The organism is Ferrimonas lipolytica (assembly GCF_012295575.1).
Classification (GTDB): Bacteria; Pseudomonadota; Gammaproteobacteria; order Enterobacterales; family Shewanellaceae; genus Ferrimonas; species Ferrimonas lipolytica.
This window is the reverse complement of record NZ_CP051180.1, coordinates 245,478-268,986: the sequence shown is the minus strand read 5'-3', so window position 1 is coordinate 268,986 and position 23,509 is coordinate 245,478. Positions and strand designations below refer to the sequence as shown.

Genomic DNA, 23,509 nt, shown 5'->3' with positions numbered 1-23,509 from the left:
CCTTGCGGGGTCGATTTTTTTTGGTTAAGTTTAGACCGACTAATCAGTCGGATTATTTTTAAACAACCTCAATGGTATGCTTAAGCTATCCGGCAGAGCACCTAACATTAAGCAACCGCCAACGGATCGTTGAGGAGCCAGTAATGAATCTTGCCCACGCTAATGCCCAACCCCAAGACGCCATCGAGTCGATGCAGCAACTATTGGAAAAACAGCGGGCTTACTATCGCGCCAACCCGGCTCCTACCGCAGCCAAGCGCAGCGAAGATCTGGCGACCCTGGCTGAATTAATCAAGACGTGGCAAGACCGAATCGTCAATGCCATCAACACCGACTTCGGCCAACGTGCTAAATACGACACTCTGTTTACCGACATCGTACCTAGCCTCAACCTTATTCACTACAGCCGTAAGAATCTCAAAAAGTGGATGAAGCCATCACGTCGAAGCCCGGGGTTAATGCTAGCCCCATCCAAGGTTGAGGTACGTTACCAACCGCTGGGTGTTATCGGCATCATGGTGCCGTGGAACTTCCCAATCTATCTAGCGATGGGGCCACTGATCACCGCGATTGCCGCCGGTAACTGTGCAATGATCAAGATGTCGGAATTCACCCCTGCCACCAATGCTGTACTACGACAGATGCTAGCGGAGAAGTTCACCGAGGAGCAGATTGCGGTTGTTGAAGGGGAAGCAGAAGCATCTGCAGCCTTCAGCTCATTGCCGTTTGACCATATCCTATTTACCGGTTCCACCGCGGTCGGCAAACACGTTATGCGTGCAGCAGCAGCTAACCTTACCCCAGTTACCCTAGAGCTTGGCGGCAAATCGCCAACCATTATTGCGCCAGATTTTGATATTAAAGAGGCAGTGGCACGACTCATTTACGGCAAGTGTCTTAACGCCGGTCAGATCTGTACTGCGCCAGATTATGTATTGCTTCCGCGGGATAAACTAAACGAGTTTATTGACGCTTATCGCGCCCATTTCAACAAGTGTTTTCCCGCTGGCCTAGCCAGTAAGGACTTCACCTCGGTGATTAATGCTCGCCAGTATCAGCGCCTCAGCGACACCCTGCAGGACGCGGTGGATCGCGGCGCAAAAGTACATGCTGTGGTCGAGCACCCTCGTGACGACGCTAACCACCGTATGGCCACTCATCTGCTTACCGATGTCGATGATCAAATGACGGTAATGCAGCAGGAGATCTTTGGTCCACTATTGCCACTGGTACCGTACGATAGCATCGACGACGCCATCAACTACGTAAACGACCGGCCACGACCTTTGGCACTTTACCTAATGAGCTTTAATGATGATCTGCAGCAGCGGATCCTCAATGAAACTCACGCCGGTGGGGTCAGCCTTAATGATTCGGTCGTCCACGTTGCCGCTGATGATGCGCCCTTTGGCGGGGTTGGACCATCCGGTATGGGGCATTACCATGGTCACGAAGGCTTTAAGACCTTTAGCCATGCTAAAACCGTACTGCACCGCGGCAAGATCAACTATACCAAGCTAATGCAGCCGCCTTATGGCAACGTGATTCAGCGCTTAATGGTGAAGATGTTCACCTAATGACCCCTAAAAAGAAGCTCATTCTCGATACCGCTCTGGCCTTGTTCGTCGAACAGGGCATTGAGGCAACCGCTACGGCACAGATAGCCAAACAGGCTGGCGTAGCCAATGGCACTCTGTTCCATCACTTCAGCAGTAAGTCGGTGTTGGTGAATGAGCTATTTAACTCAACCAAACGTGAGTTGGCGGCGGCGATGCAGCTGCAACCCGCATTCGACACCAACACCGATCTACGCCAACAGGCGTGGCAGCTATGGCACAACGGGATCTGTTGGGCGGTTGCACACCCTTTACAACTGCGTTTTCTGCAGCAGATCCACTATCACCCGAGCGAACCGGTGCGACAACAGATGGTAGAGCAGCTGTTTCATTTTGTTGAGCATCTGCTATTGCAGGGGCAGCAACAAGGGCTATTACTGCAGACGCCACTGCCACTGGCGACAGAACTGAGCCACTCACTGTTTATCTCCTCCGCCGCTTGGTTGTGCGAGCAGCATGAACAACACCAGCTGGAACAGCACATCAGCGCCAGTTTCGAAATGTTCTGGCGCTGCATGGGTGGCAAAGGGGCGGATCTGACACCGGTCAACCTCTCTGAGCACATTCCAGCAAGTGCAACGATGTAGATAAGTAATGGTTTGATTTGAATTCGCTATCAATAGCCAGAAATTGCGAGCTGCGCTACTTACATAGCGCCGCTTTTGGTTATGCTAGAGCGCTACGTTATCAGGGAATAGAAGTCGATGAACCAGTACTCGCTCGATAAAAATAAGATCAAAGTTCTTTTACTTGAAGGGGTTCACCCTCGCGCCTTATCGGTATTTAACGACGCGGGTTACCACAACGTCGAGCAGTTAAAAGGGTCGATGTCGCAGCAAGAGCTGCAAGAAAAAGTAAAGGATGTTCACTTTATTGGCATTCGTTCACGCACCCAGCTTACCGACGAAATTATTGGTGCAGCGAACAAGCTGGCTGCCATTGGCTGCTTCTGTATTGGTACCAACCAAGTTAACCTCAGCAGCGCTGAAATCGCCGGTGTGCCGGTATTCAACGCCCCATTCTCTAACACCCGCTCGGTAGCTGAATTAGTGTTAGGTCAGATCTTGCTGCTGTTACGCGGTATTCCAGAAAAGAACGCCCTTGCCCACCGAGGCATTTGGCAAAAAACCGCCACCGCCAGCTATGAAGCTCGCGGTAAGATCCTTGGTATCGTTGGCTATGGCCACATTGGTACTCAACTGGGTGTACTGGCTGAAGGGCTTGGCATGCAGGTGCGTTTCTACGACATCGAGAATAAGCTGCCGTTGGGTAACGCTCAACAGGTACCAACACTGCCGGCACTGTTGCAACAGGCGGACGTTGTTAGCCTGCACGTACCCGAAACCCCATCAACCCAAAACATGATAGGCGCGACCGAGCTCGAGCAGATGCGCCAAGGCAGCATTCTAATCAACGCCTCTCGCGGTACCGTGGTTGATATCGATGCCCTATGTGATGAGCTCAAACAGAAGAAGATCGCTGGTGCCGCCGTGGATGTCTTCCCCACCGAGCCAAAGTCTAACGACGACCCATTCACCAGCCCACTGTGTGAATTCGACAACGTTATCTTGACCCCACACGTTGGTGGATCGACTCAAGAAGCGCAGGAAAACATCGGTATGGAAGTGGCTGCGAAGCTGGTGAAATACTCTGATAACGGCTCAACCCTATCGGCAGTAAACTTTCCACAGGTATCTCTGCCTGGTCACGTTGGCAGCTCGCGCTTATTGCACGTTCACCATAACCGACCTGGTGTCATGAACCAGATTAACCAAGCGTTTGCTGCGAAAGGAATTAACATCTCCGGTCAGTACCTGCAAACCACCGCCAACATTGGTTACGTAGTGATGGATGTCGATACCGAGCACGCCTATGAAGCGTTAGAGGAGCTAAAGCAGATCGACGGCACCATCCGAGCCCGCGCACTGCACTAAGCTCGATTGAGTTATCATTTATAAAAACGGGGGGCTCAATTGAGCCCCCCGTTTTTATATCGATTAAATGCCTTTAGAAGCTATAACCTACCGAGACCATGTATACCCATGGGTCGATGTCTAAACTGATGCTATCGACGGATTCGCCGCCAGCTTTAAAATCAACATCGGTGCCGATATCGATATACCAAATAGAAGCGTTCACCAACCAATCGTTGTTGATCTCATAATCGATACCAATCTGCGCTGCCAAACCAACGCTGTTATCAAGCTCTAGATCACTCAGTTCTAAGCTTTTACCAGTCCCATTAAACTCTTCATCCCAGAATAGGGTGTAGTTCACGCCAGCACCTACATAAGGACGGAATTTACCTTGCCCAAAGTAGTACTGCGCCATCACGGTTGGCGGCAGATGAGTCACCTCAGCAACATCCATCCCGGCAACCGACACATCATGGCTGAAAGGCGTCGCAGCCAATACTTCAACAGCCCAGTTACTGGTCAGCATGTAGGTAAAATTCAAGCCAACTTGAGTATCTTCATCTACTGACAACTCTCCCAAGCCAAGCACATCTCCAGAACTTTCATCCGGCGCAACCTGGATGACGCCGGTACGAACAATGAAATCTCCCGCTTCGTGGCCTGCCAATGCTGGGGCTGCTAGCAAGGTGACAATAGCGGCTGAAAGAATAGTCTTTTTCATCATCAAAACTCCGTTTTATTTTGTTACGCCGAAAATTCTTACTGGCAGGCTACGCCCTACGTGACGGAATATTGTTGATCTGAAACAACTTGATCTGTCGTCACACTTTAAGAGTGCTAAAGTGGGATGCGTATCACACTTTGGTTGCGATCGGCCATCAACATAAGCCAGTTTCGGTGGCGCCGCATAAACTGACATATTTTTTTATAACAACGAGTTAAAGCTTAGAGGTGGACATGGAAAGGGTTCAGTTGCCGGGGCTAGAGCTGTCACGCTACATCGCCGGCTATTGGCGCACATTGGATTGGGGTAAGTCGCCTCAACAGCTGCTGGGTTATCTGGAAGCACACCTAGAGATGGGGATCAGCAGCTGTGATCACGCCGATGTCTACGGTGATTACCAGTGCGAGCGAGTCTTTGGCGAAGCGCTACAACTTAAACCGGAGCTGCGAAACCAAATAGAGCTGATCAGTAAGATAGGGATCTGTTTGCCCGGCTGTAAAGGCTATGATTTAGCCCACTACAACACTAGTGCTGGCCACATCGCTCGGCAGGTAGAGCGTTCGCTTGCCAATCTCCAGACCGACCGACTCGATCTGCTGTTGATCCATCGACCAGATCCGTTAATGAATGCTGATGAGGTTGCTGAAGCGTTCGAAAAACTGCATCAAGCAGGTAAGGTTTTGAATTTTGGCGTATCCAACTTTAGCCAAAGCCAATTCGAACTGCTGCAGTCAAGGTTGTCGATGCCGCTGGTAACCAATCAGATCCAGATTTCGCCACTGCAGATGGCACCATTGCACGATGGCACCTTAGATTTTATGCAGCAGCAACGAATCTCGCCGATGGCGTGGTCTTGCTTGGGAGGCGGCCGCCTATTTAGTCCACAGGATCCACAAGCTCGACGGATCCGTGCCGAGTTGCAAGCAATTGCCGCCGAAGTAAATGCACAGAGTATCGATCAGGTATTATATGCGTGGGTATTAGCATTACCGAGTACACCATTACCTATCCTTGGAACCGGTAAGATTGAACGAATAGAGAGTGCCTTAGCGGCATTTCAGATCGAGTTAACCCGCGAACAATGGTTTCGAATATGGGTGTCGGCCAGTGGCCATAACGTGCCCTAGTCAGATGCAACAAACACCAGTTACCAAAATGCCGAGCAAACGCTCGGCATTTCGGGTTAGCAACAACCTAACTATTTTAGCGGTTTAACCTCAATGATAGCGTTGAATACGTCATTATTGATAACCCGAGTAAACGGAGCCTGGGTTTGCAGTAGGGTTTTGCCATTAACCTCGATCGCCGCCCAAATGGCATAGTCGCCATCCTCATTAACGATTTCTGTCGGTGCCGACAGGAAAAACGGCACCGGCAACTTACCAACATTAAACTCGTTACGCATCAAAATAGCGCCACGCTCTTTGGCGTCCAATACCGCAATCTTTAAGCGACTGTTCGGCGGCAACAAGGTTGCTTCTTTGAAGGTAACTGCGCCGGTTACCTGAGTGTATTCCACCTCTTCAATATCAGGAGCATCGGAGATACAGCCAGACAGTAGCAACAATGAAAGCGCAACAACGAGCGGACGGAGCATAGTCATTCCTTTGGAAAACGTTAATTGCGCTTATAGTAACACCGGCGTTGGCAAAAACTTGCTTTTAGCTAGCCTGAGCTGGCTCAGTCATCACTTGTTGTTGCTTTGCAGCAAAATAAGCACGGGTATCGCCGATGATCTCTTTGCGCAGCAGCAACAGCGCAATCAGGTTTGGAACCGCCATCAAACCATTAACCACATCCGCTAGCAGCCAGATCATATTCAGCTGCAGTAAACCACCCACCGCGACAAGCCCAACAAAGACGATACGGTATGGCAAACGCCCCTTCTCTCCGGCAAGGAATAACACCGCACGCTCGCCGTAGTAGCACCAACCTAAGATGGTGGTGAAGGCAAAGAACAGCAATGCAATGGTGATGATTTTGCTGCCAACCAACTTTGATAGGCCGTCGCTCATCGCCTGAGAAGTCATCGCAGCCCCAGCAGCATCACCCTGCCACGCCCCGGTGATCACCAATGCCAATCCCGTTAATGTACAAATAATGAGGGTATCGAGTAGTGGTCCAGTCATAGAAACTAGACCCTGCTCTACCGGCGATTTGGTTTTCGCTGCAGCGGCGGCCATTGGCGCACTCCCCAAACCGGCTTCGTTAGAGAATACCCCGCGGGCAATACCGAATTGAATCGCCATCATTACCGTCGCACCAGCAAAACCGCCACCAGCAGCCACTGGGTTAAAGGCACTATCGATAACCAGTTTAATCGCCGCTGGGATAGCGTCAGCATTGGCGGCCAATAAAGCCACACAAGCGACGGTGTAACCAATAGCCATGGTTGGCACCAAAGCCGTTGCAACTTTAGCAATACGTTTGATACCACCAAGCACCACAGCTGCAACCAGTAGGGTCAGCACGACCATGGTGATGTTACGCGGTACGCTTAAGGCAATCTCAGCACCATCAACAATCGCGTTAACCTGCGGAAAGGTACCAATGCCGAAGAAGGCTACCAACAACGTGAATACCGCAAATATCTTCGCTAACCACATTTTGCCAATACCATCGGCAATGTAATACATCGGCCCACCGACTTGTTCGCCACGGCTATCGGTACGGCGGTACTTTACTGCCAGCATGCATTCGGCGTATTTGGTCGCCATACCAAACAGGCCCGCCATCCACATCCAAAATAGCGCACCGGGGCCGCCCAGTTTGACTGCAGTAGCCACACCAACGATGTTGCCGGTTCCGATGGTAGCCGCTAGAGCAGTGCATAACGCGCTAAAACGAGAAACGTCACCAGCGCTGTCATCACGGCGGAACAGCAGTTTGAATGCGAGGGGGAGCTTTAGTAGCTGCATACCACCGAGTTGAACGGTGAAATAGATACCGGTTCCCACCAGCAGCACAAGCAGTGGTGGACCCCATACCCAGCTAGCAAGGGTAGATAAAACAGATTCGATCGAAGACATAATGTGGTTTCCTCAAGTACAACGTAAACATGAGGAGAAACCATGACTAACCAGCGGGATCGTCGTAATGACGGATCTCACCGCAGATGCAAAGAAGGTGCGGATAAAACCTAATGCAACAATATTTATTGTACTAGGTATGAATCTACTCTCTGTCCTTTGTGCCTGAGCGTTTCACTACATACACAGGGTATGCAGCTTGCGCCTTCGGCGTCCAAGTCAATGGAACTCTCCAGAGGCTCGTCCAGTATCAGTCCTCATCGGCATTGTGCCGACACCTGAAAGATTTACTTCTTCGGTGGGTCCTAAAGCGGACCACTCTCCTGATACCTTCATCCGAGATGTCCCGCCGCTAAACGGGACTAAATACCAATTGCAGTAAACATTTGGTATCCAAACCTTAACAAAGCAAAAAAGCAGCTAAAACAGCTGCTTTTCGATCAAGTTCACAAATTTAATGTCGTTGCTGCTATTTTGTACGTGGCCGCATCAGCCCCTCTTGCACCGCACTCGCTACTAAATTGCCATCAGTATCAAATATTTGACCACGAACTAAGCCTCGAGCATTACCGGTACTTGGACAATCGATGCTAAACAGCAGCCAGTTATCAAATTTCACCGGCCGGTGGAACCACATTGAATGATCGATGGTAGCCAACTTCACTTGGCCAGATAGCATGCTTACGCCGTGAGGCTTAAGTGCGGTACTGAGGAAGTTAAAGTCAGACGCGTATGACAGCAAAAACTGATGCAATGCACTATCAGCGGCGAGAGTACCATTGGCGCGCATCCAAACGTTGCGAATCGGGTTGCGGTCATTAGCACGTTGGTCCGCATCCTCGGCCACACGCATCTCGATGGCATCATTTTCTAAAAACAGTTTACGCAGCATCGGCGGGAGTTGATCGCCGAGCTCGGTTGCTAGCTGGTGCTCGCTCTTAAACTGTTCCGGCGGTGCAACCTCGGGCATCACCACCTGATGATCCATCCCCGCTTCCTCGCCTTGGAACGACGCGGTCATAAAGAAGATCGGTCGCCCATGCTGAATCGCGCTAACACGGCGCGCACTAAAGCTACCGCCGTCGCGAAGGTTTTCAACGTCGTAGATCACCGGCAGACTAAGATCACCGGCGCGCAAAAAGTAGGAGTGGTAGGAATGGACCATACGTCCTTCTGGGACGGTAGCTTGAGCTGCAGCTAAGGCTTGGCCCAATACTTGACCGCCAAAAAGGTGGCCAAAACCCAGATCTTGGCTTTCACCACGATATAAGCCGTCGTCTAACTGCTCTAGGGTTAACAGATTAACCAGTTTATCTAGTACTGCAGGCATGGGGAGCTACTCTCACAATGACTTAAATTAGTAGCGATTACGCTACTGTGCCATTAATGAAAAATCCAGCCCTATGAACGTTTTAACATCAACTGTTTAAGGACAAATTGCATCCGTACTTTAAAACTAACAAAGGTCTTGTTGTTGGCACCGCTATTCACTTTAGTGAGCACTCTAGCCACCTCTTGTGGCCGTTGGTTACCCATATCTAAGGTCTCGCCATTTTTCTCGATCGATTCTGCAATGGAGTAGTAGCCACCGCCGGCGGTCGCCATCATGCCGTTCGGTGCATTGGTCGACATCAACCACAGAGCCGCTGGAGCCACCAGATCTGGGGTCATAATCTCGTAGTCGTAATCAAGGCTCAGCAACGAGCTAATGCGAGAGAAATTAGCAGGAATAATAACGTTCGCCTGGATATTGCTGCTTTCCAATTCACGCGCCATGCACTTAACAAAGCCCATATTGGCACTGCACGATGCTGCAAATGCAGTTAAGCGCTCATCGCCGTATAACGAACTTAGGCCACCGGTAAAGAGGATCCGTCCTTGTCCCGCATCTTGCATCTTCGGCAGCACAATCTGTGCCAATGCAACCGAGGCGAAATGATTCACCTCCATATGAAGTCGATAGAGGTCAAGGGAGTCGAGGCTTTTCTCTTGCGGGATCATTAAACCAGCATTGCAAATCAAGCCATCAATGCGCCCATATTTATCATAGGTTTCATCAATGATTTGTTGCATCGCCTGCCGATCGGTTACATCTGCACAGTAACCATCAGGAGTCACACCAATGTCTTCAATTAGATCGATTAAATCATCAATAAAACTTGGGTCTGTGCCAGAGCCATCCAGCTCACAACCATTATCAATCGCCACAACGTTAGCGCCGCGGGATGCAAAAGCTAACGCATAGGTTCGACCAAGACCGCGTCCTGCTCCTGTGATAACGATTACCTGCCCATCAAAGTTATACATGCTGTCCAAACGACTAAAATCCACTGGTTACCAATTGTTACACCACCGTTCACCTATTTTCTGTGACCCAGTTGTAATAAACAGGTAATCGGGTAGATAGAGAAAGAATATTACCGTTAACAAGGTGCTGCACCATCAATCATCTGCTCATTTAAACAGCAGTAGTGGTTAATTTTTAATCTTGCATTCGTGACTACGATCCGCGCTATCTAGTTCAAACTTGAGTAAAATGGAAAATGAGACAATTTTTATGAGCGGTTTGATATGACCTTACATTCTTGGCTGCTGGCGATCCGCCCCCGCACCTTACCTGCAGCTATAGGACCATTACTTTTAGGTAACATGCTTGCCTTCGTTGATGGTCAATTTTCTATTCTAGTCGCCGTTAGCTCAATGCTTTGCGGCATTTTGTTGCAGATCGGCGTCAACCTTGCGAATGACTACTTCGACTTTAAAAGTGGCGTTGATACCGAAGAGCGACTCGGACCTGTACGGGTAACTCAGTCTGGCCTCATCAGCCCAAACGCTGTCCGCAACGGAATGATACTGTCATTAGTAATGGCCGTTCTGGTTGGGCTATACCTCATCTACGTTGGTGGCCCAATTGTAGCTGGTTTAGCGGTTTTCGCTGTGCTCGGTGCACTGTGTTACTCCGGTGGCCCTTACCCACTGGCTTCTCATGGCTTGGGTGAAGTGGCTGCCTTTGTTTTCTTTGGTTTGGTCGCGGTCGTGGGCAGTTACTTTACCCAGACCCACACCAGCACCTTAGATGTGTGGTTATTAGCCAGCACCATGGGACTATTCAACGCCGCCATCATGTTGGTTAACAACACTCGCGATATCCAAACCGATCGCAAAGCCGGTAAACGTACTCTCGCGGTTCGTATTGGTCAGCAGCAATCACGCATACTGTACTGTACCCTGCTGGCGCTGCCGTACTTGGTACTTAGCTTGATGTTCCTATTAGGGCACCTACCTGGATTGGTGGTACTGCTTGGCTTTATCTCAGTACCGATGGCGAAGATGCTGGCTGGTGAATTCCGTAAAAGCGAAGGCGCTGCGCTGAACCCTCTGCTGGGGCGCACCGCTAAACTCACGATGGTGTATAGCGTATTATTGTCGCTGGGTTTGCCGCTGTCGCAGCTGACGTAGCCTAGCGCTAACCACTGCGACTAACTACTGCAACAGCCCGCTAATTAGCGGGCTGTTTGGTTTCCTAGCGAGAGATACTATGGTGCTGCCTGCACCGACTCGCTGCCATAACCCATCCGCACTAACGCTTGCTCAATAAGGTTAAGTGCAGAGGGGTCTTCGATTGTAGCGGGTACCTTATACGGCTGACTATCTGCCATTTTGCGCATGGTGGCACGGAGAATTTTTCCAGAGCGGGTTTTCGGCAGTTTTTCTACCACGGTAACCAGTTTAAAGGCAGCAACTGGCCCCACTTGTTCTCGTACCAGTCGCACCAATTCCGTTTCCAGATTAACCGCGCCCAGATGCCCAGCTTTCAACACCACTAGCCCTAACGGTAACTGTCCCTTGAGCTTGTCCGCCACCCCAATCACAGCAACCTCAGCCACCGCCGGATGTTGTGCTAGCACCTCTTCAAAGCGCCCGGTGGAGAGGCGATGCCCAGCCACGTTAATGATGTCGTCGATACGGCTCATCACATACAGATAGCCATCTTCATCGACATATCCAGCATCACCGCTGAGGTAATAGCCGGGATATTGGCTTAGGTAGCTATCAAGGTAGCGCTGTTCGTTGTCCCATAAGGTGGTCAATGTGCCCGGTGGCAGAGGCAACTTTATTGAGATAGCACCACTTTGGCCAACAGCAACAGCATTACCCATCTCATCCAGCACCTCAACCTGATAGCCCGGCACTGCCAAGGCCGGTGAGCCCACTTTGATCGGCAGTGGATCGATCCCCATCAGATTGGCACAAATAGCCCAGCCCGTTTCCGTTTGCCACCAATGATCAACCACCGGCACCTGCAACGCGTTTTGCGCCCACTCCAAGGTCGCAGGATCACATCGCTCCCCAGCTAAGTACAACGCGGTTAAGCTGCTAAGGTCATACTGTTGCAGCTGCGAAGCTTGGGGATCATCCCGTTTAATTGCCCGCATTGCCGTGGGAGCGGTAAAGAAGCTCTTCACTTGGTATTGGCTGATGACTCGACCAAAGGCCCCAGCATCCGGCGTACCTACCGGTTTACCTTCGTACAACACAGATGTCGCGCCGATCAGCAATGGTCCGTAAACGATATAGGAGTGACCGACAACCCAACCAACATCAGAGGCAGCCCAGAACACGTCACCGGGATCGATGTTGTAGATCGCCTTCATCGACCACGCTAGTGCAACCGCATGGCCAGCGTTATCGCGCACCACCCCTTTAGGCGTACCGGTGGTGCCGGAGGTATAGAGAATATAAAGCGGATCCGTTGCGGCAACGTTAACGCATTCCGCTGGATCTACCCCCTGTTGCGCTTCATCCCAATCAAGATCCCGCTGAGTTTGAAGCGTCGCTAACAGCTGCGGTCGTTGCAGAATAATACAACACTCAACCTGATGCTGAGCTTGCTCCAATGCCGCATCCAGCAGAGGTTTATAGGCTACCGGCCCTGATGGTTCAATGCCGCAAGAGGCGCTCAGCACGATTTTCGGTTTGGCGTCATCAATCCGGCTGGCTAACTCCGCCGCAGCAAAGCCACCAAAAACCACGGAATGGATGGCGCCAATCCGAGCGCAGGCCAGCATTGCTACCGCGGTTTGCGGCACCATCGGCATATAAATTACTACCCTGTCGCCCTTCATCACCCCTTGAGCCACTAGCGCACCAGCCAGCAGTGCCACCTGCTGCTGTAGCTCGGCATAGCTGATGCCATAGGCTTGGCCGGTAACAGGGCTATCATACTGAATGGCGATCTGATCGCCGCGACCGGCCTCCACATGACGATCACAAGCGTTGTAACAGGTGTTCATCTGGCCATCGACAAACCAACGATAAAGCGGGGCATTACTGTCATCAAGGATCTGCTCTGGGGGGCGATGCCAATCAAGTAACTGCAGATGTTGCTGCCAAAATGCTTGGGGGTTTTGTTGCGCCTGCTGCTGCAGCGCCTTGGTTAGTTCAGCCACCATCACACTCCTTCAATATTTAAGCTGACATTACTAACATCGACGCTATAGGCTGCCCATTAGACCATCGGCTAGCTAAAGCAAAGGCTGTGTACCAACTAAGTGTTATTCTTTCCAATGTAGTTAAAGCAGCGGCTAGGCGAGTGTTGATACAAGCGATAAAGCACTCGCGGTATTGAACTTCTGCCGCATCGGAGCAGTCCAGCGAAGCGTTTTGGACTGCGACCTAGTGCATAGAAGGTGCTGTCGCCACCGCGACATAACTCCTTAAGAGTGCTGCAACCGGCAGAGCCGAAGGCTTGAGATAAACTTCAACAGCTAACTACGACACAGCCAAGCAAAGCCCTAATAGATCAGTAATGGCAATAACAATGAAGGCCGTTGATGCCTCATCAGCACTATTGCTGTTAAGGAAGCAAAGCAGCTGGCACTGAGTTAAAGCGAAATATTCTGCGAATAACAGGAAGCCCTAGATCATGGACGTCATTACACTTTACGAGTGTCACCAATACCAACCTGAAGCTCAGCGCCTTTTCAACGCTTACCAAGCTAAGTTACGGCCACTATTCCCCAGCGCCACAATCGAACATGTCGGTTCATCAGCCATCGACGGAGCGATCTCTAAAGGTAACGTCGATATCTTCCTTGGTGTGCCTAAGCATCAACTTGAAACGGCAATTGAGTTGGTGGCAGCGAATGATTTCACCATCAAAACAGATACATTACGCAGTGACGAGTTATGTATGTTGCAATCAAATCAGGACCAACAAGTAGCGGTATTACTTGTTGCCAACGACTCGAAGTTTGAGTTCTTCCTGCATTTTCGCGACCAGCTAAATCGGTCGCCAGATTTAGTTGCTCAATATAATCAAGTAAAACGCAACAGCACCAGCCCTTCCGAGCGCTACTACTACACCCAAAAGTCGCTGTTTATCGTCAACGTTCTCGACTCCGAACCAAGCTAACCCTGCTCAGATTTAATTAACTGCGAGGCAAATTCGACAACATCGAATCCCTTTTCTGTTTGTAGTGGTCAGCTTGCGCATAACAACCGCTAAGCCCAGTTTGTGTTGTCTCTGGGAAGCCGTTTATACCTGCCCACAGAGCTTTACAGCATCCGAGTTACACCCACCAACGTCTAGTTTACCTTTACGTAAACTTACGCTAGGTTAACGTTTATGTAACAACACAAGGATGCGGCCGATGCAAACTACCGAAACAACTTATTCGATCAGTGATCTCGCTAAAGAGTTCGATATCACCACCCGCAGCATCCGCTTCTACGAAGACCAAGGGTTACTCAAACCCAAACGTCGCGGCCAAACCCGAATCTACAACCTACAAGAACGAGTGCGACTCAAGTTAATCCTGCGGGGCAAGCGCTTGGGTTTTTCACTGGCAGAAACCGGCCGTCTATTCGATCTGTACGATGCCGATCGCAGCAGCCGAACTCAGCTCCATACCATGCTGGAATTGGTTGAAGAGAAGAAAGCCGACTTGCAGCAACAGATGGATGATATTCGCATCATCATGATGGAGCTCAACTCCGCCGAAACCCAATGCCTCGATGCTCTTAATGAGTTAGCTAAGTCCGATCCACAGGACGACTAATTAACAGCTATCGTGCAGGTCTAGCTACCGTCAGAGTCGGCCTTCTTGCATCAACACCGCGGTGAGAACGATAACCTCACCAGCAAACTAAATAGGGCTCGGCCCTGGGGAGAAGCAACAATGGAACTGTATCTCAACACATTTAATTTTGGTCTCGACGACACCACCCAGATGCTGCGTGATGCCGTCCGTGATTTTGCCCAGGCCGAGATTGCGCCATTGGCTGCTAGCCTCGACCGGGACAACGCCTTTCCCAACGAATTGTGGCCGAAGATGGGCGCTATGGGTCTACTTGGAATTACCGTTGATGAGCAATACGGCGGCTCGGGTATGGGTTACATTGCCCACGTTATCGCCATGGAAGAGATCTCCCGCGCCAGCGCTTCGGTGGGGTTATCCTACGGTGCTCACTCCAACCTGTGCGTTAACCAGATCCACCGCAACGGTAGCCACGAACAGAAACTCAAATACCTGCCAAAGCTCCTCAGTGGTGAACACATCGGTGCCCTCGCGATGAGCGAACCCAACGCTGGCTCAGATGTGATGTCAATGAAGCTGACCGCCCGCCAAGATGGTGACGACTACGTTCTTAACGGCAACAAGATGTGGATCACCAATGGTCCCGATGCCAACGTCTATGTTATTTACGCCAAAACCGATCTCAATGGCGGTAGCCGGGGTGTTAGTGCCTTTATCGTCGAGCGTGGCACACCGGGTTTCAGCCAAGCACAGAAGCTCGACAAGCTCGGCATGCGCGGCTCTAACACCTGCGAATTGGTATTTGAAGAGGTTCGTGTGCCGGCAGCAAACCTGCTTGCCAACGAAGGCGACGGCGCTAAAGTGCTCATGAGCGGCCTTGATTACGAACGGGTTGTGTTGTCTGGCGGGCCGCTGGGGATCATGTCCGCCTGCGTCGACAACGTGATGCCCTACATCGCCCAACGGCAGCAGTTTGGTAAGGCCATTGGAGAGTTCCAACTGGTGCAAGGCAAGATGGCCGATATGTATACCCGTGCCAATGCTGCCCGCGCCTACGTATACGCCGTTGCTGCTGCCTGTGACCGTGGTGAAACCACCCGTAAAGAAGCGGCAGGCGCCATCCTCTACAGCGCCGAATTAGCCACCCAACTCGCCTTGGATGCTATCCAACTACTCGGTGGTAATGGCTACATCAACGAATACGATACCGGCCGCCTACTCCGCGACGCCAAACTGTACGAAATCGGTGCTGGCACCAGTGAAATCCGCCGCTGGCTGATCGGCCGCGAACTACTGGCAGAGATGAACTAACCATGACCCTATTACACTCCACCATCAACCCCAGCGACGCCGATTTTAATCAGCGCCAGCAGGGTATGTCCGAGCTGGTTACCGATCTCCACAATAAGTTGGCGAACATCCTCCCCGGCGGCAACCAACAATCAAGAGAGCGCCATACGGGCCGCGGTAAACTGCTACCACGGCAGCGAGTTGAACAGCTACTTGATCCCGCTACCCCCTTCTTAGAGATAGGCCAATTCGCGGCTTATGAGTGCTACCCCGATGCCGTGCCAGCCGCCGGTGTTATTGCTGGAATAGGCAAGGTTAACGGCATCGATTGTATGGTGATCGCCAACGACGCCACCGTAAAGGGGGGCACCTACTACCCACTCACCGTTAAGAAGCATTTGCGGGCTCAGGAGATCGCTCAGCGATGCCATCTACCCTGCATCTATTTGGTCGACTCCGGCGGTGCCTTTCTTCCTAAGCAGGATGAGGTGTTCCCCGACCGCGACCATTTTGGCCGCATCTTCTTTAACCAAGCGCAAATGTCATCCCTTGGAATTCCTCAAATAGCGGTGGTGATGGGCTTATGTACCGCTGGTGGTGCCTATGTTCCAGCGATGGCGGATGAATCGATCATCGTCAAAAGCCAAGCCACTATCTTCTTGGCTGGGCCACCGCTAGTGAAGGCCGCAACCGGCGAAGAGATCAGCGCCGAGGAGCTTGGTGGTGGCAACGTTCACACCGAGATCTCTGGGGTAGCCGATCACCTCGCCGACAACGACAGCCATGCGCTGCAACTGGCACGTAATGCCGTCAGTCGCTTGAATCATCACAGCGCAGCGGCGCTGCAGCGTATTGAGGTAAAACCGCCGAAATACAGCGCCGATGAGCTTTACGGCATCGTCGGTACCAATCTCAAACAGCCGTTTGAGGTACGCGAAGTCATAGCCCGTTTGGTCGACAATTCTGATTTTGACGAATTCAAAGCTCGCTTTGGTGCCACCTTGGTATGTGGTTTCGCCCACCTGCACGGCTACCCCGTCGGCATCATTGCCAACAACGGCATCCTCTTTAGCGAGTCAGCCCAAAAAGGAGCTCACTTTATCGAGCTGTGTTGCCAACGAGGCATTCCGCTGCTGTTTCTACAAAACATTACCGGCTTTATGGTTGGTCAGAAATATGAGCACGAAGGCATCGCTAAACACGGTGCCAAGCTGGTTACTGCGGTGTCCTGCGCCAAGGTTCCCAAGTTTACTGTGGTGATTGGCGGCAGCTACGGCGCCGGTAACTACGGCATGTGTGGTCGCGCCTTCGATCCAACCATGATGTGGAGCTGGCCTAATGCTCGAATCTCAGTAATGGGAGGAGAACAAGCGGCAGCGGTGTTGGCGCAAGTCAAAACCGATCAGCTGGCGAAAAAGGGCCAAAGCTGGAGCGACGATGAGCAAGCGCAATTCAAGGCCCCCATCGTCGAACAGTATGAAAGCCAAGGCAACCCCTACTACGCCTCCGCTCGGTTGTGGGACGACGGCATTATCGATCCGGCGCAAACCCGCGATGTACTTGGCGTCGCATTAGCAGCGTCAGTCAATGCCCCTATCGAACCAACCCGCTTCGGCGTTTTTCGCATGTAGCCTTGGGGAATAAGCAAATGGAATTCAACACAATCAAGGTAGCGAACGACGCGGGCATTGGCCGTATCACCCTCGCTCGTGCTGACAAACACAACGCCTTTAACGCTGAGATGATAGCTGAACTTATCGATGCGTTAACCACCTTAAATCAAGACACGGCGCTGCGCCTGTTGCTGCTCGATGCCGAAGGAAAAAACTTCTGTGCCGGCGCGGATCTCAACTGGATGAAGCAGCAGGCCCAAATGGATGCCGCCGCCAATGTCGCTGACGCCAACCAGTTAGCGCTGCTGTTCCATCATCTCGATAACCTGCCAGTACCGGTGGTAATGCTGGTGCAAGGAGCAGCTTTCGGTGGTGCCCTAGGTTTGGTGGCCTGTGCCGATATTGTTATTGCCAACCATCGGGCCAAGTTCTGTCTGTCAGAGGTAAAGCTGGGGCTGATCCCAGCCACCATCAGCCCTTATGTTGGTCGTGCTATTGGCCAACGGCAGCTGCGACGATATGCCCTGAGCGCCGAGCTCATCAACGCCGAACAAGCGCTGACTCTCGGCTTGGTACATCAGCTAGAAGACGACCTCCACCGTGCCGGCAACAGCATCTGTGCTCAGCTACTGGATAACAGCCCACAAGCTCTGCGGGCCTGTAAATCGCTGCTTAGCCTGATTGAAGCATCACCAATTGATGCGCAGCTGCGCGCCGATACCGCCGAACGGATCGCCGCCATTCGCGTCAGTGACGAGGGACAGCATGGCCTCAACGCCTTCTTTAGCAAACAACCGCCACGCTGGCAGGGAGCGAAGCGATGAGCCATAGCCTCACCAAAGTATTGATTGCCAATCGCGGCGAGATCGCCTGTCGCGTAATGACAACCTGTCGCCAACTTGGGATCGCCACCGTGGCAGTCTATTCCGATGTCGACCGCCACGCTCAGCACGTACTGCAAGCGGATCAAGCGTTTCATATTGGCGCCGCTGAAGCTAAGCACTCCTATCTCGATTACCACAAAATCTTAGCAGTGGCTAAACAAGCTGGCTGCGATGGCATTCATCCTGGTTATGGCTTCTTATCGGAGAACCCCGACTTTGCCCGCGCCTGTGCCGCCAGCGGGATCGCCTTTATCGGCCCCAGCGCCACTGCGATTGAGCAGATGGGCAGCAAGAGTGCCGCCAAGATTATTATGGCCGAAGCCGCGGTGCCGATGCTGCCTGGTTATCACGGTGACGACCAATCCGATGCCTGTCTTATTAGTGAGGCGCGGCTGATTGGCTACCCGCTGCTGGTCAAAGCCGCTTTTGGTGGCGGTGGCAAAGGCATGCGCATTGTTGAGCAGGACGAGGAGCTGCAAGGAGCGCTCGATAGCGCCCGGCGCGAAGCCCAATCTGCCTTTGGTAATCCGCAACTGCTGCTCGAACGCTATCTGACCAGTGCTCGCCACGTCGAGGTGCAGGTGTTCGCCGACAACCACGGCAATGCCGTCTACCTATCTGATCGCGACTGTTCGCTGCAGCGCCGTCACCAAAAAGTCGTGGAGGAAGCACCGGCGCCAGGGCTATCCGATGAACTGCGGCAACAGATGGGCGAAGCCTCAGTACGGGCCGCTCAAGCGATTAATTACAGTGGTGCGGGTACGGTTGAATATCTGCTGGATGAACAAGGTCGTTTCTACTTTATGGAGATGAATACCCGGCTGCAGGTAGAGCACCCAGTAACAGAGCTAGTGACTAATCAAGATCTCGTGCAGTGGCAACTGATGGTGGCGGCCAACAACCCGCTGCCTCTGCAACAAGCAGAGATAACAGTGCAAGGCCATGCCTTTGAGGTGCGCCTCTACGCCGAAGATCCTCAGCGTGACTTTATGCCCGCTACCGGCACCATCAAGAAACTCAGTTGGCCGGTGGGCGATGGCATGCGCATCGACAGCGGCATTGCCGCAGGGGACCACATCACCGCCTACTACGATCCAATGTTGGCTAAATTGATCAGCTGTGGCGATAACCGTAACCAGGCGTTAGCACGAATGGGGCAGATGCTCGACAACTGCCAGCTGCTGGGGTTAAGCCATAACCTACCGTATTTGGCCAAGGTGATTCGTCATCCACAGTTTGCCGCCGCCGACCTAGACACCGCCTTTTTAGCTCGCCATCAGCAGCAGTTGCTAAGCCGCAGCGATCATAGCTTGGCCGCCAGCATCGCCGCCTTAATTCAGCTGCAGCAACAAGGTGGTAATAGCAGCATCAATGCCGGTTGGCGTCTCAATGCCGCTGCAACGGTTCGGCTGCAGTTCAGTGACAATCACGACGTTCATCATCTGGTAGAGCTAACTCATCTTAGCGGCCAGTATTGGCGTGACAGCCACGACCGTAAACTGCAGCTGATGGTCGATGTCGACCAAGTAGAGCTAGAGCACAACGGTGAGATCTCGCGCTTTGGTTATCATCAAGACAACGATGGTATCAGTCTGCAGTTGAGTGATGGCGCCATTGTATTTCGCCCATATCAACATCAAGCTGAGGCCGCAGGCAACGGCGGTGAAAAGTCACTGCAAGCACCGATGAATGGCACCTTTATCGCAAACCTTGTGGCGTTAGGTCAGCAGGTTCACGCCGGTCAAGCCTTGGTAGTAATGGAGGCGATGAAGATGGAGTACACCATCAAAGCCCCAAGCGACTCGGTGGTTAGCAAGCTGCCCTTTGACAGCGGCGACTTGGTTAACGACGGCGTAGCCCTGATTGAATTAACTGCCACCGAGCAGGAGGCCAGCGCATGAGACCACAACGAATCCAAATTGTGGAGGTGGGGCCGCGCGACGGCTTGCAGAATGAACCCCTATCGACCCTAAGCGATCGCATTACCTTGGTGAACGCGCTCGCTGGCACTGGTTTGTCTCATATCGAAGCGGCTAGCTTTGTTTCACCCAAATGGGTACCGAAGATGGCCGATGCCGATAAACTTTTTGCCAGCATCGATCGCCAGGCTGGGGTTATCTATTCGGCGCTGACGCCGAACATCAAAGGGTTTGAAGCAGCGCTGGCTGCTGGGGTTGACCAAGTAGCGGTGTTTGCGTCCGCCTCAGAAAGCTTCAGCCAGAAGAACATCAACTGCTCCATCATTGAATCAATTGAACGTTTCGAACCAGTACTCGCTGCCGCACGGCAACATAACATCAGGGTACGCGGCTATGTCTCCTGCACTTTAGGTTGCCCATATGAAGGTGCCATCGCCCCTGCCCGTGTTGCAGAAGTGGCACAGGTGCTGTTTGAAGCTGGCTGCTATGAAGTATCTCTTGGCGACACTATTGGCACTGGCACGCCAGACCAAGCTGCCGCGATGGTGGAAGCAGTAGCAGCACAGGTGCCAATCAGCGCCTTGGCGCTGCATTTTCACGACACCTACGGCCAAGCATTAGCCAATGTAGCCGCTTGCTTAGAACTTGGAGTAAGCACCATCGACAGTTCTGTCGCTGGCCTTGGTGGCTGCCCTTACGCCACCGGTGCCAGCGGTAATCTCGCCACTGAAGATCTGGTTTATATGCTCAATGGACTCGGCTTAAGCCACGGTGTTGACCTCACCAAATTGGTCGCCGTCGGCAATGACATCAGCCAACGATTAGGTCGAAAGAATGGCTCCAAGGTTGGTCAAGCGTTGCGCAAAAAAACATCGTAGGGGCGATCACGAGCGACCAAACTGACTGACATATAACAAACTTTGGTAACGGTAAGACGCATCTTCCCCTACCAACAACATGCAGCACCATCGTAGGGGCGCTCACGAGCGACCAAACTGGCTGACATATAACAAACTTTGGTAACGGTAAGACGCATCGTCCCCTGCCAACAACATGCAGCATCATCGTAGGGGCGCTCACGAGCGACCAAACTGGCTGACATATAACAAACGTTGGTAACGGTAAGACGCATCGTCCCCTGCCAACAACATGCAGCATCATCGTAGGGGCGCTCACGAGCGACCAAACTGGCTGACATATAAAAAACTTTGGTAACGGTAAGAAGCATCTTCCCCTACCAACAACATGCAGCACCATCGTAGGGGCGCTCACGAGCGACCAAACTGGCTGACATATAACAAACGTTGGTAACGATAAGACGCATCTTCCCCTGCCAACAACATGCAGCATCATCGTAGGGGCGCTCACGAGCGACCAAACTGGCTGACATATAAAAAACTTTGGTAACGGTAAGACGCATCGTCCCCTGCCAACAACATGCAGCATCATCGTAGGGGCGCTCACGAGTGACCAAACTGGCTGACATATAACAAACTTTGGTAACGGTAAGACGCGTCGGCCCCTGCCAACAACATGCAGGATCATCGTAGGGGCTCTCACGAGCGACCAAATTGGCTGACATATAACAAACTTTGGTAACGGTAAGACGCATCTTCCCCTACCAACAACATGCAGCACCATCGTAGGGGCGCTCACGAGCGACCAAACTGGCTGACATATAAAAAACTTTGGTAACGGTAAGACGCATCGTCCCCTGCCAACAACATGCAGCATCATCGTAGGGGCGCTCACGAGCGACCGAACATACAAGTAACACTCGAAGGAAACCAACCAATGGCAGGATTCGACAAGGTAGTAACCAGCTACGCCGAGGCGTTAGCAGGGTTGCAAAATAACATGACGGTTATCGCCGGAGGCTTTGGCCTGTGCGGCATCCCTGAAGGGTTGATCGGGCATATTAAACAGCTGGGCACCACTGGCCTAACGGTAGTATCCAACAACGCTGGGGTTGATGGCTTTGGCCTTGGGCTACTGCTGGAAGACCGTCAGATCAGAAAGATGATCGCCTCTTACGTGGGTGAAAACGCCCTATTTGAACAGCAGTTGTTATCCGGTGAGCTTGAAGTTGAGCTAACCCCGCAGGGAACACTAGCAGAGAAGATGCGCGCCGGCGGAGCTGGTATTCCCGCCTTCTTCACCGCTACCGGCTATGGTACGCCAGTAGGTGAAGGCAAGGAGGTACGTCAGTTCCATGGCCGTAACTACATTTTGGAAGAATCGATTACCGGTGACTTTGCCATAGTGAAGGGCTGGAAAGCGGATCGTTTTGGCAATGTGGTTTACCGCCACACCGCCCAAAACTTCAATCCACTGGCCGCAACCGCAGGCAAAATCACCGTGGTTGAGGTGGAACAGATCGTCGAACCGGGCGAACTCAACCCAACTGAGATCCACACTCCGGGAATTTACGTCGACCGTCTGATTCAAGGTAGTTTCGAAAAACGGATCGAACAACGTACCGTTCGCGCCCAATAACCCCGCGCATAAGGAGCAAGACTGATGGCATTAACTCGTGAACAACTGGCTAAACGCGTGGCACAAGAGTTACAAGACGGCTATTACGTTAACCTTGGCATTGGCATTCCCACCTTGGTAGCTAACTATGTTCCAGCCGGCATGGAAGTGATGCTGCAATCGGAAAATGGCTTGTTGGGGATGGGGCCATTCCCAACCGATGCTGAAGTGGATGCGGATATGATCAACGCAGGTAAACAAACGGTTACTGCGATTACCGGCGCATCAATCTTCGACTCAGCTGAGTCTTTTGCGATGATCCGTGGTGGCCATGTTGATCTTACCGTGCTGGGGGCCTTTGAGGTTGATGTGCATGGCAATATCGCCTCGTGGATGATCCCCGGCAAGCTGATCAAAGGCATGGGTGGTGCCATGGATTTGGTTGCCGGTGCCGACAACATCATCGTTACCATGACTCACGCCGACAAACACGGTAACTCCAAATTATTGTCTGATTGTACTCTGCCCCTCACTGGCGCAGCTTGCATCAATAAGGTTGTCACCGACTTGGCTTATATCGAGATCAGAGATGGTAAATTCCACCTTATCGAGCGCGCTCCTGGGGTGTCAGTGGATGAGATCGTGAGCAAAACTGGTGGTCCATTAGTGGTGCCAGAATTGGTACCGGAGATGGACGTCTAATATTTACTCCACTAGATACTACAACGGCGCCGGCAGGTTAATTTAAGGCTGTGTACCAATTAAGTGTTGTTGTTTCTAATACAGTTAAAGCACCGGCTAGACGAGCGCCGATACAAGGGGTTAAGCACTACCGCCGTTGATCTGCTGCCGCATTGGAGCAGTCCAGCGAAGCGCTTTGGACTGCGACCTAAGGCAAGGGGGGATTCCAAAGGGGGCGAAGCTCCCCGCTAATGCATACAAGAATGTGCCGTTGCCATCGCGACATCCTCCCCCAAAGCACCGAAATCGGTGAAGCCGAAGG

Annotated in this window: 22 protein-coding genes and 1 riboswitch; of the genes, 14 read left to right on the top strand and 8 right to left on the bottom strand. The window is 52.0% G+C overall.

The genetic code is table 11. From position 1 onward, the window contains the following. The first annotated feature begins 143 nt into the window (after nt 1–143). The 3 genes from HER31_RS01255 to serA all read left to right on the top strand — a co-directional run bounded on the left by HER31_RS01255 (nt 144) and on the right by serA (nt 3,550). Entirely contained in the window at nt 144–1,577 is a 1,434-nt protein-coding gene (locus tag HER31_RS01255; RefSeq protein ID WP_168658908.1) for a coniferyl aldehyde dehydrogenase, read from the top strand. Further along, nucleotides 1,577–2,203 carry a TetR/AcrR family transcriptional regulator gene (locus HER31_RS01250; RefSeq protein ID WP_168658907.1) on the top strand — a complete coding sequence of 209 codons (627 nt, stop codon included), beginning with the start codon at nt 1,577–1,579 and terminating at the stop codon, nt 2,201–2,203. Before HER31_RS01255 ends, HER31_RS01250 begins: the two co-directional genes overlap by 1 nt. A gap of 117 nt (nt 2,204–2,320) precedes the next feature. Then, entirely contained in the window at nt 2,321–3,550 is a 1,230-nt protein-coding gene (serA, locus tag HER31_RS01245; protein ID WP_168658906.1) for a phosphoglycerate dehydrogenase, read from the top strand. Nucleotides 3,551–3,623: 73 nt separating this feature from the next. Here the strand turns inward: serA and ompW are convergent, their stop codons facing one another. Further along, entirely contained in the window at nt 3,624–4,256 is a 633-nt protein-coding gene (gene ompW, locus HER31_RS01240; protein WP_168658905.1) for an outer membrane protein OmpW, read from the bottom strand. A gap of 233 nt (nt 4,257–4,489) precedes the next feature. Between ompW and HER31_RS01235 the strand changes: the two genes are divergently transcribed. Next, a complete protein-coding gene (locus HER31_RS01235; RefSeq protein ID WP_168658904.1) occupies nt 4,490–5,383 on the top strand; it encodes an aldo/keto reductase in 894 nt (297 codons plus the stop codon). Between the two features lie 71 nt (nt 5,384–5,454). Here HER31_RS01235 and HER31_RS01230 read toward each other — a convergent pair whose 3' ends face one another. The 4 genes from HER31_RS01230 to HER31_RS01215 all read right to left on the bottom strand — a co-directional run bounded on the left by HER31_RS01230 (nt 5,455) and on the right by HER31_RS01215 (nt 9,592). Beyond that, the gene (locus tag HER31_RS01230) at nt 5,455–5,853 is read right to left on the bottom strand and encodes a YbaY family lipoprotein (protein ID WP_168658903.1); all 399 of its coding nucleotides are present in this window, start codon (nt 5,851–5,853) and stop codon (nt 5,455–5,457) included. Between the two features lie 64 nt (nt 5,854–5,917). Beyond that, nucleotides 5,918–7,285, bottom strand: a complete 1,368-nt coding sequence (locus HER31_RS01225; protein ID WP_168658902.1) for an alanine/glycine:cation symporter family protein — start codon at nt 7,283–7,285, stop codon at nt 5,918–5,920. A 142-nt stretch (nt 7,286–7,427) separates the two neighbouring features. Beyond that, nucleotides 7,428–7,531: riboswitch (glycine riboswitch) on the bottom strand. A gap of 223 nt (nt 7,532–7,754) precedes the next feature. Continuing rightward, nucleotides 7,755–8,615: an acyl-CoA thioesterase II gene (gene tesB / locus HER31_RS01220; protein ID WP_168658901.1), complete on the bottom strand. Its 861-nt coding sequence runs from the start codon at nt 8,613–8,615 to the stop codon at nt 7,755–7,757. Nucleotides 8,616–8,686: 71 nt separating this feature from the next. Further along, a complete protein-coding gene (locus HER31_RS01215; RefSeq protein ID WP_168658900.1) occupies nt 8,687–9,592 on the bottom strand; it encodes an SDR family NAD(P)-dependent oxidoreductase in 906 nt (301 codons plus the stop codon). Nucleotides 9,593–9,856: 264 nt separating this feature from the next. Here HER31_RS01215 and HER31_RS01210 point away from each other — a divergent pair, with 264 nt between their 5' ends. Continuing rightward, nucleotides 9,857–10,744: a 1,4-dihydroxy-2-naphthoate polyprenyltransferase gene (locus HER31_RS01210; RefSeq protein ID WP_168658899.1), complete on the top strand. Its 888-nt coding sequence runs from the start codon at nt 9,857–9,859 to the stop codon at nt 10,742–10,744. Nucleotides 10,745–10,821: 77 nt separating this feature from the next. On the opposite strand, the gene HER31_RS01205 is transcribed toward HER31_RS01210, so the two are convergent. Continuing rightward, nucleotides 10,822–12,738, bottom strand: coding sequence for a propionyl-CoA synthetase (locus tag HER31_RS01205; protein WP_168658898.1), 1,917 nt, complete (start codon nt 12,736–12,738; stop codon nt 10,822–10,824). A 473-nt stretch (nt 12,739–13,211) separates the two neighbouring features. Between HER31_RS01205 and HER31_RS01200 the strand changes: the two genes are divergently transcribed. From HER31_RS01200 to HER31_RS01170, 7 genes are all read left to right on the top strand, one after another. Continuing rightward, nucleotides 13,212–13,700 carry a GrpB family protein gene (locus HER31_RS01200; protein ID WP_168658897.1) on the top strand — a complete coding sequence of 163 codons (489 nt, stop codon included), beginning with the start codon at nt 13,212–13,214 and terminating at the stop codon, nt 13,698–13,700. Nucleotides 13,701–13,929: 229 nt separating this feature from the next. After that, complete coding sequence (locus HER31_RS01195) at nt 13,930–14,346, top strand: MerR family transcriptional regulator (protein WP_168658896.1); 417 nt, start codon at nt 13,930–13,932, stop codon at nt 14,344–14,346. A 120-nt stretch (nt 14,347–14,466) separates the two neighbouring features. Then, complete coding sequence (locus HER31_RS01190) at nt 14,467–15,636, top strand: isovaleryl-CoA dehydrogenase (protein WP_168658895.1); 1,170 nt, start codon at nt 14,467–14,469, stop codon at nt 15,634–15,636. 2 nt (nt 15,637–15,638) lie between these two features. Beyond that, entirely contained in the window at nt 15,639–17,246 is a 1,608-nt protein-coding gene (locus tag HER31_RS01185) for a carboxyl transferase domain-containing protein (RefSeq protein ID WP_168658894.1), read from the top strand. A gap of 17 nt (nt 17,247–17,263) precedes the next feature. Beyond that, nucleotides 17,264–18,052 (top strand): enoyl-CoA hydratase-related protein, encoded by a 789-nt coding sequence (locus HER31_RS01180; RefSeq protein ID WP_168658893.1) that lies wholly within the window; start codon nt 17,264–17,266, stop codon nt 18,050–18,052. After that, entirely contained in the window at nt 18,049–20,013 is a 1,965-nt protein-coding gene (locus tag HER31_RS01175; protein ID WP_168658892.1) for an acetyl/propionyl/methylcrotonyl-CoA carboxylase subunit alpha, read from the top strand. Before HER31_RS01180 ends, HER31_RS01175 begins: the two co-directional genes overlap by 4 nt. Further along, a complete protein-coding gene (locus HER31_RS01170; protein WP_168658891.1) occupies nt 20,010–20,909 on the top strand; it encodes a hydroxymethylglutaryl-CoA lyase in 900 nt (299 codons plus the stop codon). Before HER31_RS01175 ends, HER31_RS01170 begins: the two co-directional genes overlap by 4 nt. A gap of 68 nt (nt 20,910–20,977) precedes the next feature. Here the strand turns inward: HER31_RS01170 and HER31_RS01165 are convergent, their stop codons facing one another. Both HER31_RS01165 and HER31_RS01160 read right to left on the bottom strand, forming a co-directional pair. Next, nucleotides 20,978–21,229 carry a hypothetical protein gene (locus HER31_RS01165; protein ID WP_168658890.1) on the bottom strand — a complete coding sequence of 84 codons (252 nt, stop codon included), beginning with the start codon at nt 21,227–21,229 and terminating at the stop codon, nt 20,978–20,980. A 36-nt stretch (nt 21,230–21,265) separates the two neighbouring features. Further along, entirely contained in the window at nt 21,266–21,613 is a 348-nt protein-coding gene (locus HER31_RS01160) for a hypothetical protein (protein ID WP_168658889.1), read from the bottom strand. Nucleotides 21,614–21,825: 212 nt separating this feature from the next. Here HER31_RS01160 and HER31_RS01155 point away from each other — a divergent pair, with 212 nt between their 5' ends. After that, nucleotides 21,826–22,527: a CoA transferase subunit A gene (locus HER31_RS01155; protein WP_168658888.1), complete on the top strand. Its 702-nt coding sequence runs from the start codon at nt 21,826–21,828 to the stop codon at nt 22,525–22,527. 24 nt (nt 22,528–22,551) lie between these two features. Continuing rightward, nucleotides 22,552–23,208, top strand: coding sequence for a CoA transferase subunit B (locus HER31_RS01150; protein ID WP_168658887.1), 657 nt, complete (start codon nt 22,552–22,554; stop codon nt 23,206–23,208). Nucleotides 23,209–23,509 lie beyond the last annotated feature (301 nt).